The sequence below is a fragment of the Verrucomicrobiaceae bacterium genome, assembly GCA_016713035.1.
Classification (GTDB): domain Bacteria; phylum Verrucomicrobiota; class Verrucomicrobiia; order Verrucomicrobiales; family Verrucomicrobiaceae; genus Prosthecobacter.
In genome coordinates this window covers 557,189-576,555 of record JADJPW010000002.1, presented here as the reverse complement: position 1 = coordinate 576,555, position 19,367 = coordinate 557,189, and the positions used below count along the sequence as shown (strand labels likewise).

At 59.1% G+C, this 19,367-nt stretch carries 9 protein-coding genes and 3 pseudogenes; 1 reads left to right on the top strand and 11 read right to left on the bottom strand.

Going from position 1 to position 19,367, the window contains the following annotated elements:
* Positions 1–296 precede the first annotated feature (296 nt).
* From IPK32_09490 to IPK32_09470, 5 genes and pseudogenes are all read right to left on the bottom strand, one after another.
* Positions 297–1,733: a hypothetical protein gene (locus tag IPK32_09490; protein ID MBK8092186.1), complete on the bottom strand. Its 1,437-nt coding sequence runs from the start codon at positions 1,731–1,733 to the stop codon at positions 297–299.
* Positions 1,727–3,799: a c-type cytochrome gene (locus IPK32_09485; protein MBK8092185.1), complete on the bottom strand. Its 2,073-nt coding sequence runs from the start codon at positions 3,797–3,799 to the stop codon at positions 1,727–1,729. The genes IPK32_09490 and IPK32_09485 overlap by 7 nt, the downstream gene beginning before the upstream one ends.
* Positions 3,800–3,803: 4 nt before the next feature.
* Positions 3,804–4,378, bottom strand: a pseudogene (locus tag IPK32_09480) (DJ-1/PfpI family protein).
* Between the two features lie 35 nt (positions 4,379–4,413).
* A pseudogene (locus IPK32_09475) lies at positions 4,414–5,318 on the bottom strand (sugar phosphate isomerase/epimerase).
* Between the two features lie 190 nt (positions 5,319–5,508).
* On the bottom strand, positions 5,509–6,666 hold the full coding sequence (locus tag IPK32_09470; protein ID MBK8092184.1) for a DNA-binding transcriptional regulator: 1,158 nt from the start codon (positions 6,664–6,666) through the stop codon (positions 5,509–5,511).
* 123 nt (positions 6,667–6,789) lie between these two features.
* On the opposite strand from IPK32_09470, the gene IPK32_09465 reads away from it, so the two are divergent.
* Positions 6,790–8,016 (top strand): Glu/Leu/Phe/Val dehydrogenase, encoded by a 1,227-nt coding sequence (locus IPK32_09465; GenBank protein ID MBK8092183.1) that lies wholly within the window; start codon positions 6,790–6,792, stop codon positions 8,014–8,016.
* A 6-nt stretch (positions 8,017–8,022) separates the two neighbouring features.
* Here the strand turns inward: IPK32_09465 and IPK32_09460 are convergent.
* The 6 genes and pseudogenes from IPK32_09460 to IPK32_09435 form a co-directional block, all read right to left on the bottom strand.
* Positions 8,023–10,045 (bottom strand): annotated as a pseudogene (locus tag IPK32_09460) (DEAD/DEAH box helicase).
* Between the two features lie 114 nt (positions 10,046–10,159).
* Positions 10,160–12,634, bottom strand: coding sequence for a hypothetical protein (locus IPK32_09455; GenBank protein MBK8092182.1), 2,475 nt, complete (start codon positions 12,632–12,634; stop codon positions 10,160–10,162).
* Entirely contained in the window at positions 12,631–13,029 is a 399-nt protein-coding gene (locus tag IPK32_09450) for a BlaI/MecI/CopY family transcriptional regulator (GenBank protein MBK8092181.1), read from the bottom strand. The genes IPK32_09455 and IPK32_09450 overlap by 4 nt, the downstream gene beginning before the upstream one ends.
* Positions 13,030–13,097: 68 nt before the next feature.
* A complete protein-coding gene (locus IPK32_09445; GenBank protein MBK8092180.1) occupies positions 13,098–17,018 on the bottom strand; it encodes a lamin tail domain-containing protein in 3,921 nt (1,306 codons plus the stop codon).
* A 91-nt stretch (positions 17,019–17,109) separates the two neighbouring features.
* Positions 17,110–18,789: a hypothetical protein gene (locus IPK32_09440; protein MBK8092179.1), complete on the bottom strand. Its 1,680-nt coding sequence runs from the start codon at positions 18,787–18,789 to the stop codon at positions 17,110–17,112.
* Between the two features lie 92 nt (positions 18,790–18,881).
* Positions 18,882–19,343: a single-stranded DNA-binding protein gene (locus IPK32_09435; GenBank protein MBK8092178.1), complete on the bottom strand. Its 462-nt coding sequence runs from the start codon at positions 19,341–19,343 to the stop codon at positions 18,882–18,884.
* Positions 19,344–19,367 lie beyond the last annotated feature (24 nt).

The window sequence follows — 19,367 nt, the reverse complement described above, 5'->3', positions numbered from 1 at the left end:
CTGGTTACTTGATCGCAGGGATTGTGGCTGGCTGCGTATTAACCCTTATGGGCATTGTGATTCTGCTCGTGACCATGCAGCCGATTTCGATAGCTATGATTACTGTCGGTTTAGCGATGGCTTTGGTGCTAGCCTACCTGCGCAAGTCCAATCGCTATGCCGACTACCGAACAGCCGCTCAGTCAGTCACACCTCTAGAGAACAACTGTTGTCCAATTTGCCAGCGAGAACTTCTACCACTGAACCCTCCTCGCTGTCATGACTGCCGCATTAAAATTGTCACTAGCTGATCTGCGCTATTTCCGGCGATTCAGCGTGTAATACGCCATGCGGTGCCACAGCGGCGTGCCGTCCTTCGCTTTGAGCTCTGGCAGCTCAAACTCATGCACGTAGCCCTCACGGAGCTTGGCGATGGTGACTTCGAGAGTCCGTCCGTCTTCACTCAACTTCGTTGTGGTGATTTGCAGTGGCTTGGCGTCGAGTTCTTCGCCGCCGTATTTGCTTTGAAAGGGATAGGTATAGCTCTGGCCGGTGAGTGTGCCGACGGACTGCACCGGCAGGGTGAAGGTGAAGCGGAAGCCGGTTTCGGTGAGTTCGAGCTTCTGAACATCCAGTGGTGTCTTTTTCGACCACACGATCTTTTGCAGGCCAAAGGGACGATTGCCTTTGCTGTTCCAGCCACGATTCGACTCACCGACGATGAGCGAGCCGTCCGGCAGCGTCGTCAGGGCCAGTGCGGCGCATTGCAGACCGTCGATGAAGGGAAAACAGGCTCCCTGGAACTCTCCGCCTACTTTTTCGAGGAAAACGCGATTCACACCACTGAGCACGAATTCGCCGAGGAAGAGCTGTTTCTCAAAAGGACCGAATTTTCCGCCACTGCGGTCACAGGTGATGCCGGTGCCGCTTTGGCCCATTTTCACATACGGCAGCCAAACCGCAGGCGGCGTGTATCCGCGCACTTTTTTCATCGCTTCGGCCACGGTGATGCCTTCAGGTTGCTTCGCGGCGATTTTCACCGGTGAATCGGGTCGCATCGCATCGGGGATGGAGTCGGCGTGCGAAAAGTAAGCACCTTTGTGGATGTGAAACAGCGGCGTGGTGGGCATCCAGTTGCCTTGCTGGTCAGTGACGAAGATTTCGCCATCTGCATCCTGACCGATGCCGCAGGGGCTACGGAATCCCGCGCACCACGGCTCTAGTTTGCCCTCTGGAGATGTGCGCACCACCCAGCCACGCCAGAGCGTGTCCTCTTTGACCATGGCTTTGCCCATGCTGCAATTCAGCGAGGTATAGAGATTCCCTGCGGCATCAAACACCGGCCCATAAGCATACTCATGGTAAGCACCGGACACGCCCCAGCCCGCCGCTGCGGCGAGGTATTCATCCGCTACGCCATCACCATCTGTGTCACGGATTTTGGTCACTTCCGCACGCTGCGTGGCATAGAGCGCTCCATCATGATACGCGAGGCCCAGAATCTCATGCATGCCACTCGCAAAGCGCTGGAAGCCCTTTTCGCCTTCAACCCAAACTTCACCTTTGCGCAAGGCGACGGCCAGCTTGCCACTTGGAAGCACCGCCAGGCCGCTGGCTTCGAAATTCACGCCTTGAGGCAGGTCGTAGGTCTCGATGCGGTAGTAGTCGGACGGGGATTGAGCGAGCAAAGAGGCCGCTGCGAGGAACTGAAAACTGAGAACGGAAAACTGAGAACTGAAAATGGATTTTACCATGACACGACCTCCTTGGTTTCTTGGCCGTTGGTTTGGATGATGTGCTCGAAGCCGTTCTTTCTCGGACGAAGGGTGTCCTCGACTTGTTGGCCGTTTTCGCGGTAGAGGAAGGTGGGAACGCCATCTTTACCGAGCTTGTAACCCTGGAAGACTCGCGGCGCTGCATCCGGCAGTGTTTTGATGTCGGTGCCCAGCGGTTTGATGGGCGGCATGGCGCGGTCTTGCCAGTTGCTCATGGCATCGAGGAAGCGGCCTTTCCACACGATGGCCCACCGGGCGGTTTTAGCGTCAAAGGCGGCATTCAGGCCCCCTGGGAAGCCGACACCGATGGCATGCGTGCCGACGCCTTCGATAAAGCTGCGAAAGACGATGGGTTTGACCGTGGGTTTGAGTTCAAAGTCCTCTGCGGACATGAGTCCCTCCGGCAGAGGCTGGCCTTCCACCTCTCGCAGGTAGGTCCAGAGGCTCTCGATGTCTTTGTCAGCCGTTTTGCGGCCTACAAACATCGGCGGCATGACGGTGCCGGGTTGCGTGACTTGGGGGTTGAGCAGCAGCTCTTTAAAATACTCTGGCTGGAGCCGCTCCACCGTGTGCGTGAGACGGATGACAGGTGGCCCCAGCGATTTGCGCTCCTTCAGGCCGTGGCAGGCGACGCAGGCGAGCCCCGTGGAGCCCAGCAGCTTGCGACCGAGCTCAGCACGATGGTGCTTTTCGAGGCCACTGATGTCGATCTGCACAGGTTTATCGAGTTTGTCCGCTTCCTGGAAAGTGCTGATGAGCATTTCGGTCTGCGCTTGGCCGAAATTCGGCATGCGTGTGTCCATGTAGGGCCGCACGCTGCCATTTTGGCCCCAGAGGATTTTTTCAAACCAACCCCGCGTGAGCTTGCGACCGACTTTGTCGAGATTCGGCGGCAAATGAGCCAATTCGCCGAGCGATTCGGCAGTGGCATCGTTCACACCGAAAAACTGTGCTCGCGGATCTTCGGGCCCGCCTTTGCCATCGCGGTCATGGCATGCGTAACAGTTCAGGCGGCTCATCTGCCAATCAATCTGCTGCTGTGCGGTGAGTTGAGGGGCTGGTTTTTGGATTTCGGCAAGAGCGAGGCGCAGAGCCTTTTTTTGCAGCTCATTCAAATCAAAGCGCGGAGTGCCAGTGGGCTGCTTTTCATCGAGGCAGCCGATGCTGGGGTTTTGAATCGGTCGCAGAGGGCTGGCAGTGCCCATTTGATGGCACGCGACGCAGTTCATGCTTTCAAAGAGTGCTTTGCCTTTTTCGATGCCCTGGGGCGGAATCTTCAGCGCAGCACGCGCCGTGGCTTTTTCGGCCACACGACCCGTGTGGAGGTAGGCGGCGATGTCAGCAGCCTCCTGCTCACTGAGGCGCATGTCAGGCATGCGGCCTGCGGGGCGGGTGTGGAGCGGGTTTTTGAGGAAAGCGGCCAATGCATTGAATTCATACGCATCCGCGAGTGCGATGGGCACGGAGCCATTGCCGGGTTTTTCGATTTCGGCATCAGCAGGCACTTTCGGAGGCCGCACATCGAGCGCGGGCTCATGGCAGGCCACACAGCCAACTTTGTGGTAGAGGCCTTTACCGCGCTCGGCATCGCCAGCGGGCATTTTTTTTTGCGTTTCGGGCTTCAAGGAGCTGAGGTACTCGACCAGTGCTTCCGCTTTCTCTTCATCGCCTTCCTCTCCAGCGAAGAGACCTGGCATCTGCGTGCCTTTTTTCCGATGCTGCGGGCTACGGATCATGAGCCAGAGGGTGTCCTCATCCAGTCGCGATCCGACGGCGCTCAGATCGGGCGCTGGCTTCGGCTTTAGTCTCTCTTGCCAGGCTTTTGGCACGGCATGACAGGCGGTGCAGTTCAGCTCAGCCATCAAAAGCAGGCCACCATTCACGAGATGCTCATCTGGATCTACGGCCAGATGGAATTGGTCGAAGGTGAAGACGTAGGCGTGATTGATAGGCTCTGCCTGGAGTGGATGGGCATCACTACCGCGATGCATGAAGCCGATAAGGCCCATCAGCACGATCGTTTTAGAGATGGAGGCTACTCTCATGATTTCAGAGTCCCATTTTAGCACGCTCTGCATCCAGCGCCTTGATCCACGGCCCGATGAAGTGGCCAGAATCATGATACGTGCGTCCGCTGTACATGTGCTGGTCGATGACGCAGGGTTCATTCACATAGATGCCACCGCAGATTTCGAGGTCGAATTTGCATTTCGCGACAGTGGCCATGCGCAGGCCTTTGACGATGTCGGCACGGGCGGGGATCTCCACGCCGTGGCAGACGCTGGCGCAGGGCTTTTTGTTTTCCCAGAACCACTTGGTGATGCGCAGTAGATCGGCGTCCTCGCGGATGTACTCGGGTGCACGACCACCACTGAAAAAGATGCCGACGTATTCCTCAGGCTTGATGTCTTTGAAGGCGATGTCGGCGTCGATGCTATAGCCTTCCCACTCTTTGGTGATGGTCCAGCCGGGTTTGATCTCATGCAGCACCATCTGGTATTTCCGCTTTTCCGGCGCAGCGACGACAGGCTTGTAGCCGCCTCAATGAGGCGGTAGAATGGGTAGAGCGTATCGACGGTCTCGGTGGCGTCACCGACGATGAGGAGGACTTTGGCTTCAGGCATTTGTTGTGATGGGGGGAAGAGTATGAGTGTGTGGATTAAAGAGTGGCGACGATGGTGTCGAGATGGCTTTTCGCTTTGGCAATCTCTGCGGTCGATTCTGCGGCGGTGGGCATGATGGGGATGCCACGCGGGGTGGGATGCATGAAGATTTCCGTGGGGCCGGTGAATTGGATGGCTTTGAGAGCCTGGAGGAGCGGTTTCCAGTCGAGCGGGCCTTTGCCGGGGAGTTGCTGGAGTTCTTCCGCTTTGGGCATGGGCTTCATGCATCCTTTGCCGTGCTCCCAGGCGTAGAAGAGGTCATTTTCTGGTCGATGTGCTTGATGAGATCACTGAGCAGCGCGGTGTCCTGCGGCAGATGGTAGGGAGCGAGGGCGATACCGATGCCCGGTGTGTCACGGATGAAGTCCGCGAGCCATCGCAGGCTATCTGGCGTGTCGATGAGATTGTTGATGTGGTTCTCGATGCCGATGCTGACGCCGTTCTGGGCAGCGAGTGCCGCGTGGGGCTTCATTTTTTCCGCAAAGTCCTTCACATTGGCTTTGAGCCGCTCTGGAGAGAGTCCCTTCCAGTCTCCAGCGCCACCAGTGACGATGAAGGAGCCTCCGAGCTTCTTCACGAGCGCGATTTCTTCACTGAGCTTGAAGGGGCCGAGGTCGTAGCGGGTGCTGCCACCGAAACCGACGCCGTGTTCGTGGAGCATGGCGGCAAATTTGTCGTGGCCGATGGTATCGAGCTCCTCACGCTGCGTGCCGTGCTTTTTCGGCCAGAGCTCGATGGCTGTGGCACCGCCTTTTTTCACCTCTGGCAGGATTTCCGCGAGCGAGAGGCTGCCATACATGGAGGAGGCGAGCATGTAATTCAGCTTCCACGGCGTCTCAGCGGCGAAAGCAGGTGCGGTGGCGGCAGCGGCGATGGATTGGAGAAAATGACGGCGGTTCATGTGGTGGATTAAACGCCGGAAGATCCACCGCTTCATTCAGACTTTGGGCACGGTGTTTCAGGTTTTGCGGCGGCGGCGAAGATGCATTTACCTGCGGGCTTATGATGCGGCAGTCTCGGTGAGAGGCTTGTTTAAAAGCTGTGCGTGCGCTGGATGCCCATGCGTGGAGCCACGCGGCGCTGGTGCACTATCAAACCACGTGCCTCTTCCGAAATTGCCCAGGCGTCATGCCGGTGCGTTTGCGGAAGGCCTCCGCCATGTATTGCGGGTGAGTGAAGCCGCACTTCGCGGCGATTGCATCGAGAGTGAGGCCGGTGTGGGTGAGCAGTTGCTCGACGAGGGCGAATTTTTGCCGAGCGATCTCCTCGCCGGGGCTGCGGCCGATGAGGGACTTCATGCGGCGCTCCAGCACACTCCGCGAGAGAGCACAGGCACGAGCCACAGCAGTGACATCGAGGCTTTGTGCGGCGTTTTGGCGGATGAACCGCAACGCAGCAGAGATGCGAGCATCCTCCACAGCGACGATGTCACTCGACTGCCGTATGACGATGTCCCCTGGGGCGTGGAGATGCCTCTCATCAGGCTGGGGGATGCGCCTCCCCGCCATCCATTCATCCAGCACCCGTGCGGCATCGAAACCGACGGTCTGACCGCGCAAGCGCACACTGGAAAGCGGCGGCGAGGCGGTCTCGCAAAGCATGTTGTCATTCTCCGCGCCGACGACGGCGAGCTCCTCCGGCACGGCGAGTCCGGCACGGCGAGCGGCGTCGAGCACCCAAAAACCGAGCTGGTCATTCACGGCGAAAACGCCCACGGGTCTGGGCAAACTCTGCAACCAAGTAACGAGAGCGCCTCGATGCTGCTCCCAGTTTTTGCACTTCGACTGAAAAATAGGGCAGTCAAAACCGAAACGACTCACCGCCATAGCGAAGCGCTCACTGCGCTCGATGAAGAAGGCCTCTGAGGCATCCAGCACGCAGCCAAAGTGCTGAAAGCCGCGATGGCGAAAGTGCTCAGCCACACGCGTGCCGACGACACTGTTATCCATGCCCACAAAGGGAAAAGGATGCTTCAAAACGGTCGTGCGTAGCTCGACGACGGGCAGCTTCGTCGCCTTGAGCTGGCGCAGCAGGGCCTGATCGGCAGTGCGGGAGAGGATGCCATCACCATGCCAATTTTTAAGCCAATCTGGAAAGCTGCTACGCAGATCACGTGGCTCCAGATAGAGTGACCACGGCCCATGCTCCGCGACGTAGCGGCGAATGCCGCGCACGATGTCGCGACCGTAAGAGCGCGAAGTATCAACGAGGATAGCGACCTCGGGTATTCTAGGTGAGGCAGACGACATGAGGAAGTGCGAATGGAGCAGAGATCTCTGTTCGTCACACTTGATATATCGTCCACGCAACCACAAGTTCCCATCACCATGAGCACCGCGATCCCCCACGTCTATGATTCGCCTGTTTTCCGCATGGCATGCCAGCAATTCGATCTGGTGGCCGATTTCCTCGAAATCCCCGACAATGCACGTGATCGGCTGAAGCTCCCCAAACGAGCCCTCAGCGTCGCGATGCCCGTGAAGCGCGACGATGGCCGCGTGGAGGTCTTCATGGGCTACCGCGTGCAGCACCACCTCACGCTCGGGCCCACCAAAGGCGGCATCCGCTTTCATCCCGATGTCACTCTGGGCGAGGTCGCCGCGCTCGCTATGTGGATGAGCTGGAAATGTGCCCTCACTGGCCTGCCTTATGGCGGAGCCAAAGGCGGCGTCTGCGTCAATCCGCGAGATTGCAGCACCAACGAGCTCGAACGCATCACCCGCCGCTACACGCAAGAGCTGATCCCCTTCATCGGCCCGCAGGTGGACATCCCCGCGCCAGACATGGGCACCAATGAGCAAACCATGGCCTGGATCATGGATACCTACTCGCTACAAAGCGGCCACTGCGTCCCCGCCGTCGTCACCGGGAAGCCCGTCAACCTCGGCGGCTCACTCGGTCGCCGCGAGGCCACTGGGCGCGGTGTCGCCTACCTCGTCTCTCGTGCCATGGACACCCTCGGCATCACCGCCAGCACGGCCACTGCCGTCGTACAAGGTTATGGCAATGTCGGCAGCATCGCTGCATCCACCCTAGCACGTCAGGGCATCAAGATTATCGCCGTCAGTGACGCCTTTGGTGGTCTCTACAACGAAAAAGGAATCGACCTCGCGAAACTCGACTCCCATGTCGCAAAAACCCGCAGCGTCGTCGGATTCGAAGGAGCAGACGCCATCACCAACGAACAGCTTTTACTCACCCCCTGTGACGTCCTCGCCCCCTGTGCCCTCGAACGGCAGATCAATGCCACCAACGCCGCCCAAATCCGCTGCAAAATCCTCGCCGAAGGAGCCAACGGCCCCACCACACCCGAGGCCGATGCCATCCTCGAACAACGTGGCGACATCTTCGTCATCCCCGACATTCTCTGCAACGCTGGCGGTGTCATCGTCAGCTACTTCGAGTGGGTGCAGGATCTCCAGAGCTTCTTCTGGGACGAAGGCGAGGTGATGAGCAAGCTCTACCGCATCCTCGAGCAGTCCTTTGTCCAAACGCTCAACTTCAGTCGCAAACGCCAGTGCGGCATGCGCCTCGCGGCACTCAGCCTCGGCATCCAGCGAGTGCATGAGGCCAAAGCCATGCGCGGGCTGTTTCCGTGATCCGTTTCACCCCAACACCTCCGTCGGGCACTCAGGCAAAGACGCCAAAAAGGCGCGGCCATACGGCTTCGTGAGGATACGGTTGTCGAGGATAGCGCAGATGCCTTGGTCCTTGGCGGTGCGGATCAGGCGGCCGACGCCTTGGCGGAGTTTCAGGATGGCCTCGGGCACGCTGTATTCGGTGAAGGGGTTCATGCCTTCGGCCTCTAGGTGCTCGATGCGGCTCGCAGTGAGCGGATGATCTGGCACGGCAAAGGGCAGACGAGTGATGATGACATTGCTCAAGGATTCACCAGGCACATCCACGCCCGTCCAGAAGCTATCGGTGCCGCAGAGCACGCTGTGGGTGTCGTTTTTGAACTCCGCCAGCATTTGGTGCCGCGGCATGCCACGGCCCTGCACCAGCAGGCGCCAGCCGCGCTCCTCGCAATGGGCATCGAGCGTGTCGGCCACCGAAGTCATTTGGCTGTAGCTGGTGAAGAGCACAAAGGCGCGGCCTTTGCTCAGATCGAGAAAATGGCAAATCCACTGGCCAAGTTGGTCGAGATAGCCCGCCTCATTCGGCTGCGGCATCTTCTGCAACAAATAGAGCTTCATCTGCCGCTGGAAATCGAACGGACTCTCGATGCAGGCCGCGTGGGCTTTTTCTGCACCGACTCGATTGCGGAAGTAACGCAGCTTTTGGTCATCACCGACCCCCAGAGTGGCACTGGTGAACACGCATGCCTTTTGGCTCGCGAAAAAAATCTGCCGCAGTTTCGGCGAGACATCGACAGGCGCGGTGTGGAGCGAAATGATGTTCTTTTCCAGACCCGTGCGCTCCACCCAGTGGACATGGTCTTCCTGATCTTGGTCCAGATACATCTTCAGCCCACCTGCGACAGCACGCAGACGTTTGGCCAGATCATGCAGCTCCAGCTTGGTGTGTTCCTTGTGAGCAGCGTCGCCGGCTTTGTCGGCTCTTTTGGCCAGTTTTTCGAGTGGGAGGGCCAGAGTGTTCTCTACCAGCTCAGGGTCACGCACGCGGAACTCACGGCCCATGGCATTGAATTTGCACGCAGCCTCCACACGGCGGAAAAAGTCGTTCACGAGGTCGATCGTGCTCAAAACCTCACGGATGCCGTCTTTATCGCCCACGAGCTGGAAAAAGCCCTTTCGCGACTTCGGATTGTGCAGCCGCCCGAGGTCGAATTTGATGTTCGATTCACTGATGTGCAGCCCAAAGGCCTTCGCGGCCACATTTTCGATCGTGTGGGCCTCGTCGATGATCACGAAATCACGTGGGAAGAGGAAATTGCAGTCCTCGGTGGTCGTTTCGTCCGCCGAGGCCAGCAGCGTGAAAAACAGCGTGTGATTCAGCACCACCACATCCGCCTTCTCCATGCGGCGGCGCGTGTCCTGATACCAGCAGCGGCTGCCCGGAGGGCAACGGCGCGGCGATGCAGGCATGTGGCTCGCTGCACACCAGCGACCACACGCGTGCACCTGGCGTAAAGTCCATGTCGCTGAGTGTGCCGTCCTCTGTCTGCGCAGCCCAGTCGGCGATCTGGCCTAGTTCCGACGCTTCGGAGGATGAAAACAGGTCACCGCTCTCGCTCATGGCACGGTGCAGCCGCGTGGGGCACAGGTAGTTCCCGCGTCCCTTCAAAATCTCCGCGTGGAAGCTGCCGACGATCTTCTGCACCAGCGGGATGTCTTTGGAGATGAGCTGCTCCTGCAAATTGATCGTATGCGTGCAGATGATGGCCTTCCGCTTCTGCTCCAGCGCAAAAGTCACCGCCGGGATCAGATACGCGAGTGATTTACCGACACCCGTCGCCGCCTCACACACCAGCGCATGGCTGCCGTCCAGCGCCTCTCCCACGAGCTGCGCCATGCGCTGCTGCTGCGGCCGGTACTCGAACTGTGGTGACTCCGAAAGCCGCCCATCCTCTGAAAACGCGATGTGCATGCGCGGCCCCAGCGGCGGACGCTGCGGCTGGGCAAACACTCGCCCTCCTTCCTCGTGATCTTCGACGACATGAAACATGCGGGAGCCGCCGATAGCAGAGAGCGAAGGGCAGAGAGCAACGGACTTTTTTCCGCCGCGTGCGAATTATGACCTTCCGCTCCTCATGGGCCGCTTGTCCAATGACGACCACTGCTACTTTTTCGGCAAGGGACTGATCAACTGCGCGGAGATGAACAAGCAGCGTGTGGTTTGGCCTGTGGATTCGGACAGGACTACGGTCTGGCCATCCCAAATCGTGACGGAGGTGGTGTTGCCTGGTTTGATGTTGATGTTGAGCTCGATGGTGTTTCCGTCTGCGCCCAGAGTGGGCGTGATGGCGAGCTTTTGAACTCCGAACTCCGCTGGCGTGCGAAAAGTGCTTTCCACGCCAGGTTTGGCGCTGGCTCTAGGCAGGACATTGATGGATGTTTCTTTCTTTACTGATAATGAACGCATGACGACTTGGAATTGGGGGTCGGTGAGCACACCACTGAGAAAAATACCCAGAGGAGGAGCTGGCTCGGCGGGTTTGGAATCAGATGTTTTTTTGACCGCGCCCGATTGGAGGATGTCTAGGAACGCCTCCCAAGGCATGTTTACGCTCACCGCTTTCACAACTAGGACAATCCGCTTGTTGGCGCGATCATGATCGGCGTTTAGGATTCCGAGCCACTCCTCGATGAGTTCGAGCGTGGCTTTGGAGGCCTTCACGGTGAGTTTGCCTTCCTGGATGCTCGCGTCGCCCGGTGCGATGACGATTTTTTGTTCACGGAGCATGGTGACAAGGTTCGTGGTGTTTTGAAGAATCGCAGGGAGCCGATAAGTGCGTTGTGCGATTTCCAAGGAAGGTTTGTCCGGCATGTTCCTTCCTGGAGGTGGACGCGGGCCTTTGTCGTCGAAGCTGGTTTCTTCGCCTCCGGGATTGATCGCCATCGCGGTGATGAAAACGGTGACGGGTTTCTTCGGCGTGGTGAGATGCAGCACGAGTGTCTCACCAGAGGCGAGATCGGCTATGGCGCTGGTTTGGTGCATGGTGACGTGCTCCCAGACAGCATGTGCATCACTCATGCCTTCGTTGGCATCGAGCCCGAGGGAGACATTGGCCTCCACGCGGCTCTTCGCGGTGTCGGTGGCGGCGGCGAGGAGTTCGATGGAGGGGCCCAGTTTCTTCATTTCGGCACCTTTTTGCTCATCCGGCGGCATTTTGAGGATTTCGCGCACGACTTCGACGGTGGCCCGCTGGCCGAGTTTGGTGATGACGCTGGGGGCGCTGAGAATGTGGATGTCTTTTTGCTGTGTGGATTCGCGGATGAGCTTTTGGAACTCGCCTTTTTGAATGATGGCTGCGTGTTGGCTGAGAAGTGGGCCGCCTTGGATGAGCCTAGTGAGGAAAAACACCTGCGGGCTGCGCTCGCTAGCACGGGCGACGATTTCTTCGATCAAATCGAGGTTGGTGGACCAATTGCGAACGAGGAGGGTGCTGGTAGCTATTTGATAAAGGGCGGAGGAGCCTTCAGGGAATGGAATGCCGCGTTTTTCGAGGAAATCCCGCGCGGTGCTGCCTTCGGCGAAGCCTGGCGGCACCCTATAATGCCGCGTGAACATTTTTCCCGGCTGCGGAGCTGCGGCCTGAGCGGTGGCGATACCAAAAGAGGCCGCGAGGTATGGCGTGACCAAAGCGAAGGCCAAACAACCGAGCACAAACAGCGCACCGATTTTTTTCCGAACACCACGGGCTTCCATCAGGGCGACGAGGCGATCTTTGAGCCTGCGTGCGGGGCGCGAGCGAAGGAGCGGCATGGCAAAGCGGGAGGGCGAGGGCTGCCCGGCCCAGGTGAGGAGGAAATCGGCATAAGGCGCATGATCCGGCTCCTCGCCGACGGCGGCGGTATCGCAGGCCTCTTCGCGGGCGCGGGCAAACTCCTCGATGAGGGCATGCACGAAGGGATTCCACCAGAGGAACGTCAGGGCGATGTTTTGCAGCAGCACGGCCACGGTGTCGTTCAAGCGCAGATGCTCGGCTTCATGCCGAATGAGCCAGCGCCATTGTTGCGGAGAGAGCTCTTGGAAAGCCTGCGCTGGAACGGCGATGACGGGAAAGAACCATCCAGCGGCGCAGGGGGTGCACGGGGCCTCCGATACCGAGAGTCGTTCAAAGGGTACATCACGGGGTAGAGAATCGATTTCCGACTGGGTCAGCCCCCGAAGCCTCCATGCCCAGCGCTGGATGCTTATGCTCTGAACCAGAAGCCACAGCAACAAGAGTGCCGTGACTAGCCAGGACAATCGGTGAACCCATTTCACGAGATCGTTCACGTTCCATGCGGAAATGGCGGCGGGCCTCGGTGCGGGCTGCACGCTGGCGGTTTGTGGCTCCACCTTCACCCGCCAATCGTGCTCGAAAGTCTCGCGTATCGGTGTCAGGACGGGGACATGCTGCTTCGTCGGAAAAAGATCACGAAAGGTGATGTCAAATGGGCTGTAAAGGCACATCAGCACAGCGAGATTTGCGAGGATGCAGCGACGTAATGCATCGCGAATGACAAAACGCACCAGTAGCCATGCCACGGCTCCAATGACGAGGCTGTGGACGATGAAATTGAGGAAGGTGATGGCCTCCGTGCTCATGATGAAGTGCCTCCTTTTTTGTTGCTGATGAGTTTTTTTAGTTCGGCGAGCTCTTCGGCGGTGATGTCGCCGTTTTCGACGAGGCAACGGACGAGGGCGAGGCTGCTGCCGCCGAAGAGGCGCTTTTTGAGCTCGGTGAGGACACTGGTGCGGCCCGGCTGCTCTTTGACGGCGGGTTCGTAGGCGTGGCTGCGGTTGCTGTCGTCACGCACGATCCATCCTTTGGCCTCCAGGCGTGTGAGCTGCGTTTGCAGGGTGTTGCGCGTGACGGGTTCGGCGCGGTTTTCGTTCACGGCATCCAGCAGCTCCAAAACGGAGGCGGGATGCTTTTTCCAAAGGATGTCCATGAGTGCCTGTTCGGCAGCGGAAAGGGCTGGGAGTGCTTTTTTGGCCATATTTCGCGAGTTTGACGACAGATGTCGGATTTGTCGAGAAAAATGTCCGACAGGTGTCGGATGACGATTTATGGCAGCGTGACCTTCAGGCGCATGAAGCGGGTGTTTTCGCTGCTGAGAGGTGCGGCGGCTCTGGTGGTAAAAAGGTGGAAGCCTCCCGTTGTGGCGGTGGGGGCACTGTACAGCTCGGTGTGGCCGGGGCCGGTGCTCCAGGTGCCGATTTGGAGTGTGGGGCTGGTTTCGACGGTGAGGGTGGCAGAGCTGGCGGCGGGATTGATGCGGCAGATGAGGGCGAGGTACTGCTGGCCGCTGATTTCGATGAGGGTGGGCTGTGGAAGCGCGGTGGTGGGTGCGTCGTTGATTTTGGGAGGGGTTCCGAGGGCGTATTCGAGAGCGTTGTTGATGCCGTCGGCATCGGGGTCGTCGTCGGGGTCTTTGATTTCAGTGGGGTCGTTGGTGCGGTGAAAGCTGAGGTCCCGCCACGCGGCCCAGGTGAGTGTATGCGGTGTGCCGCCGGGCTGGCCACCAGCGCTGGCACTGGCGGTCCAGTTGGCGACGTTGGCGTGATCGGGTGCTGTGCTTGGATTGACCAAAAGGAGGCTGGGGCCAAAGCCATCTGCACTGCGGGGCCAGGGTGCGGTGTCGGTGTAGGTGACGCTGTGGAGGAGGGTGCCGTTGTTGCGGAGCTCGATGGTTTCGCCGCTGTTGCTGATGCCGCCGCTGTATGCTCCGGCGGCGATGATGCCGTTGTAGGCAGTGCCGTAGCGTTTGCGGAAGGCGATGAGGCTTTTGACGACGAGGATGTTTTGGCCGGGTGCGAGACTGGTGAAGCCGCTGCTGCTGAAGGTGTAGCTGATGCCGTTGGCGAGGGTGAGCTGGGCGAGTAGGACGGGTGCGGTGCTGATGTTTTGGATGCGGATGAATTCGAAGTCGTCGCCGTTGGTGATGGGGTCGGGTGCCTGGGTCTCGGTGAGTGTGGCGCTGGGTGGGTTGTACATGATTTCAGCGATGACGAGATTCGTGGCGCTGGGTGGGACGGGGTCGATGGTGTAGGTGGCTTCGCTGAGGGGGGACCACTCTCCGAGGGAACTGCGTGTGCGTGTGCGGAGTGTGATGGTGGTGTTTAAGGTGATGGCGCTGCTGTAAGTGGTGGCGGTGGGTCCAATGGCTCCGCCTTCGAGGCGCGGATCTGTGCCATCGGTGGTGTAGTAGATGGTTCCGCCGCTACCGCTGAGTGTGAGCGTGGTGCCTTGGGCGACATTGCCACTGGGAAGACTGAGGGCGGGGGCTGTGGTGGCGGGCCAGAGTCCGTAGGTGGCGAGTTGGGTGCCGTTGGGGCCGAGGAGATAGGTGCGGCGGCCGGTGGTGGGTGCGGTCCAGGTGCCGAACCACGTCTCATTGAAGGCCTGACCCGTGGTGTAGGTGAGGATGGGCTGGACCTGGGCTTTGAGGGCGTCTTTTTGGGTCTTCAGCCAAAAGGTGCTGCCACGGTCATCGAGCACTCCGCCGTTGAACATGTGCTTGTAAACGCGGTCGGCGAATTTGAGCCTGAACTCGGCGCTGGTGCGCAGTTTATTGAAGAGGATGCGGAGGGTGCGGTCACTGGTAGCGAATTGATTGGCGATGACGTCGTAGGACACCCCCTGACCGGTGTAGCCGATGGCGTTGAAGCCGCCCTCGCTGTCCCAGTCGATGAAGCGCCAGAGGGAGTTCGGGCCAGAGCTTTGCTCACGGACCATGACCCAGTTGTTGGCGGGCCAGTCCCACATGGCCGCGTAGATTTTCATGAGGAAGTAGTCACAGATGTTATCGAGATCGAGGCGGCTCTTTGCAGCGGCCCAGTTTGCAGGGATGGTGAGGTCTGCGGCGAGGGTGGTGCTGAAGAGGTCATCGAAGTCGGTCCGATCGCCGTCTTCGACTTCGTTGTTGTCGATCACGTCCCACACGGCGCTGCCGCCGTAGTGCTCGCGGAGCATGTCTTCGCGGATGCGCTCGACGATGTTGTAGTAGCCTTTGTATTGCCCATTGAGGTAGAGTGAGGTCCAGCGGCCGATGACGCCTTCATGCCCCATGGCCATGAGGATGCGGCGGCAGAGCTCGTCGGTGATGTGGGGATTGAAGTTGTCGTTTTTGCCGGAGCGGAGGCGCAGTTTGTCGAAGCGGGTGATGTCGTAGCCGGGGAAGATGCTGTGATTGAGCTTTCCAGGGCCGTAGGCGCTGCGGAAGTAGAGATTGAAGCTGGGCTTTTCTTCCCACTGATTGAATATCCAGGGTGAATTGCTGGTGTAGAGGAGGCGTAGCCGGGGACGTGTGTAATTACTGGCGGAAAGGCGCATGCCAGCCTGGATGGAGACGCTGGGGGTGGCATCTGGGTAGTGGTATTCGAGGGCGATTTCGCGCTCGGCGGGGTCGCCTTCGAGCATGGCGATGTTGTAGGTCTCTGGGCCTGCGGGGAGCCACTGGGCATCTGCATCGCGGGTGCCGCCTTCGATGCTGAGGACTCCATGGGGCTTATAAAAGACACGGGTGCCGCTGGCGGTCATGAGTGTGGCCGGCAGAGTCCTGATGGCGGTGTTTTGGGCGATGAGGTAGGTGTGGGTGGCGATTTCTCCAGGCAGGAGGCTGGGCGCAAAGGCGCGGGCACGCAGGACGGTGCCGGTTTTGTCATTGATGAATGGGATGCTGATGGGCGCTGAGTAGGCCGTGCTGGTCTCGGTGGGGTCGCTGCCATCAAGTGTGTAGCGGATGGTGGAGCCAGGGGTGGTGCAGGTGAGAGTGACGGTCTGTGCGGTGTCGTAGAAGTCACCTGGGAGGCTGGCGGTGATGGCGGCGGTGCGTGCGGTGTGCTCGGTGCCGCTGTTAGCTGCGGCGGGTGTGGCTTTTTCGAAAAAGACGGGCGTGATACCGTCGCTGACACTGCGCCCGAAAGTAGTGTGGGCATGCTGTCCGGCGGGATAGGTCAGAGAGTCGATAAGGCTGCCGCTTTGGTAAAGGAGGAGGCTGCCGCCGTCTTTTTCGAGGGTGAAATTGCTGTGGAGGTAGGTGGCGGTGCTGCTGCCATTGGCCTCAAAGCGGTTGTCACACATGACGATGAGGTAGCCACTTGCGGGGAGTGTGGCGCCATTTGGAAAGGACCATTTGGCGGGTTGGGCAGCACTGTCGGTGAGGGTCCAGCTGGTGAGGTCGATGGGGCTAGAGCTGGCGTTTCGCAGCTCGATCCAGTCACGGGCTTCTTGTGGGTCTTCGTAGTCCTCATGCTTCCCGGGTGGTGTGGGAAAGGGCTGCGTGACGAGTATGGTGTCCACGACGATGCCACTGGGCTCATGATGGCCGACGAAGTAGCGCCACACGCCGCCCGCCGCGCCACTGCTGATGAAGGTGGCTCCGCCACTGAGGCTGAGTGCGGCATCGAGTTTCAGGCTCGTGGCGAGGTCGTAGTTATGCACCTGGATGGCGAGGACATTGGTGCCGGTCACGAGGACTTGATTCGCCGGCACAGTCAGTAAATCACTGAAGCCAGTGGTGGTGGCGGCGTTGTAGGCACGCTGCGTGGCATAGACGTGGTGTTTTGCGGGGCCGAGATTTTTGCGAGAGATTTCGATGCCGTTGATGCTGGCAACAAAGCCATCGTTGTAGTCGATTTGCAGGCGCAGGAGTGTGGTGGCGGTGGCTTGGGCCTCCGTGGCGGTGAATTCTTTGCGCAGGTAGAGCGAGTAGGCTTTGCCACTCATCTCGGTGGTCAGATCGGTGCCCAAACCAGTGACGCCATGGCCAATGGGCTGCGTGCCAGTGCTCCAGGCACTGTGATCAAACTCAGCGGCACTCCAAGGTGGGCCACTGCCGATGGAGGGGACACCCGTGGTGCTCCAGCGAATGATGCGCTCACTAGGATTGGCCGCCAGCTCATTGATAGTGACCTGCGCAGGCACCGAAGTGGCCGAAATGGCACCTATAGCTACGGTGATGAAAAAAAGAGCAGCAGGTGACACGAGGCCCACTTACACCAGAAACGACCCTATACGACAAAAAACCCGCTCTGGGGCACAGAGCGGGTTTTAGCGAAAGGGTGTCTGAATGTGCTTATTTCTTCTTTTTGCCGCCGAGGGCGACAGCGAGCACAAGGACGACGACAACGACACCACCTGCGATCATGAGGATGGTATTGAGGTCCATGCCGCCTTCCTCAACGGGTGGGTTGATGATGGCACTGTAATCCGTTGCAGGCATGGCACCGGGCGCTGTGGCACCAGGGAGAGCTCCAGGAATGGCCTGTGGATAGGCACCGGGAACAGTGGCTCCTGGCACTGCACCAGGAACGGCTTGTGGATAGGCTCCTGGAACAGCGGCTCCTGGCACTGCACCAGGGACTGCTTGGGGATAAGCACCGGGAACAGCGGCTCCTGGCACTGCGCCAGGGACAGCCTGGGGATAGGCTCCGGGGACAGTGCCGGGGGCTACCTGGGGAGGGACGCCAGGTGTGGGCTGCGGGTAGGCCCCGGGAGCGGCAGGGTTTACAGCTCCAGGAGCGGCGACAGGAGCCGCTCCTCCGCTGGCCATCTGAAGGGCACGGGCTACGGCGTCATCGGTGCCACCTGCGGGGGCTACTCCAGGGGTGCCTGCGGCACTAGCAGCAGCACTTCCTGCCTGGGCGGCGGCTTTGGCCTGGTTTTCGTAGTTTTTGGCGATGAAGGCTTGGCCATATTTCTGGATTTCCTGCGCATACTGCATGGGGATAGTCGGCGTGATGAGGCGCTGGGCGGCATTGAGCGCAGCGTAGCCTTCTTGAAGTTTGTTGTTGTAGTAATGACCAATGGCGATGTGGATTTGGTCATTGATGGCAGTGATGGCCGCGACATCGGTTTTTTTGCGCTTGGCACTTTCCGTGGAGGCTAGTTTTTGCTGCTCTTTGATCTGCTTGATGTTGTATTTGTAGGGAGTCGCCCATTTGGCGTCCCGCTTATCAGAGTCGTATTTGTCCTCGGCTGCGTTTTTTTCTTTTTCGATAGCTGATTTCGTGCGGCTGAGATCGGGCTCAGTGAGCCGCTTGAGGTTGTCATCGCGGTTTTTTTGAAGGGTGGGCTGGTCGCGTGCCATCTGATTGAGTTTGGACTCATAGTCGGTGAGGTGGGCGATAACTTCTTCGACGGCCTTGGGGTAATGGATGGAGAGGAAGTGGGAGGAGCCTGCGGCGGTGAAACTCTCAAATTGCTTCATCGCGGCACTGAAGTCTCCGGCCTTGGCGGCATCATTCATGGCTTGGCGAATGCGGTAGGCGTCGATGTTGTATTTCTCGGCACGGGCATCGGCACTGGCGAGCCATTTGCCGTCCATCTTGATTTCTCCGGCGATGACTTTTTCTTTTTCCGCCTGGAGTTCATCGATCATTTTCTGGACCTGCGCGGCCTGGGGGGAGCCTGGATAGCGGTTCACAAAAGGGCGGAGGCGGTCCTGGATGACTTGCTCGTAGGCCTCTGCGGTCATCAGGTCGGCCGTGGGTGTGAGGGTGAGGAGCTCTTTGATTTCGACTTCCTCAGGCTTTTCCTTCATGATGCCGCCTGGAGCGATGTCGGCCATGGGGACGATTTTTTCGTCCCAGATTTTAGGCGTGACCTTGTACTTAATCTTCACGCCGGCGTCATTTTGCTCGAGGATGGTGCCTTCGAGCTTTTTGCCGTCTTTCAAAGTGACGATGTCGGCATGGAGTACACCGCTGGAGATCGCAGTGATCACCAGGGCGGGCAGGAAGCGGCTCAATTTCATGATGGGTCTAGGGTGGGTGGGGAAAAAGCGAGGAATGCGAGATTAATCAAAAAGGGCGGGCCTCGTAAAGGGGCGATTACATGAGAAGGGGATTATTTTTCCCGGCGCTTGAGGATGATGCGCTTGAAGCGAGCATCTCCGGTAGCGCTGACACTCACAATCTCACTGTCATCGACGAAGACCTGATGGATGAGACGGCGGTAGTAGCTGTTCATCGGCGGGAGGTCGGCTGGCTGACCCGTGGAGCGGACGCGGGAGGCGAGCTCTTTGGCACGGGCGATCATTTTATCCTCACGCATGGAGCGGTAGAACTCGACATCGACGCGGATGCGCGGTGCATCACTAATATGACGCTGGAGGACGCGATTGACGAGGTATTGGATGTCTTCGAGCACTTCACCACGACGGCCGATGAGGCGCTCACTATCCTCGGTGAGGATCTGGAGGGTGGGACCGTCGGCACCGTCATCGGGCTCGATCTGGGCAGTAAAGCCGAGGTAGCCGAGCATGGCATCGAGGATGTGCTGGGAGTGTTCGAGAGCGGTGGCGTTCATGGGAAGTTCGGGGTGCCCGGTTCT

Bases quoted from the DNA above. Each gene is read 5' to 3' on its own strand.
- IPK32_09465 (MBK8092183.1), top strand. From the start codon at position 6,790: ATGGCATGCCAGCAATTCGATCTGGTGGCCGATTTCCTCGAAATCCCC.
- IPK32_09485 (MBK8092185.1), bottom strand. From the start codon at position 3,799: ATGAGAGTAGCCTCCATCTCTAAAACGATCGTGCTGATGGGCCTTATC.
- IPK32_09440 (MBK8092179.1), bottom strand. From the start codon at position 18,789: ATGAAATTGAGCCGCTTCCTGCCCGCCCTGGTGATCACTGCGATCTCC.
- IPK32_09490 (MBK8092186.1), bottom strand. From the start codon at position 1,733: ATGGTAAAATCCATTTTCAGTTCTCAGTTTTCCGTTCTCAGTTTTCAG.
- IPK32_09455 (MBK8092182.1), bottom strand. From the start codon at position 12,634: ATGAGCACGGAGGCCATCACCTTCCTCAATTTCATCGTCCACAGCCTC.
- IPK32_09435 (MBK8092178.1), bottom strand. From the start codon at position 19,343: ATGAACGCCACCGCTCTCGAACACTCCCAGCACATCCTCGATGCCATG.
- IPK32_09470 (MBK8092184.1), bottom strand. From the start codon at position 6,666: ATGTCGTCTGCCTCACCTAGAATACCCGAGGTCGCTATCCTCGTTGAT.
- IPK32_09450 (MBK8092181.1), bottom strand. From the start codon at position 13,029: ATGGCCAAAAAAGCACTCCCAGCCCTTTCCGCTGCCGAACAGGCACTC.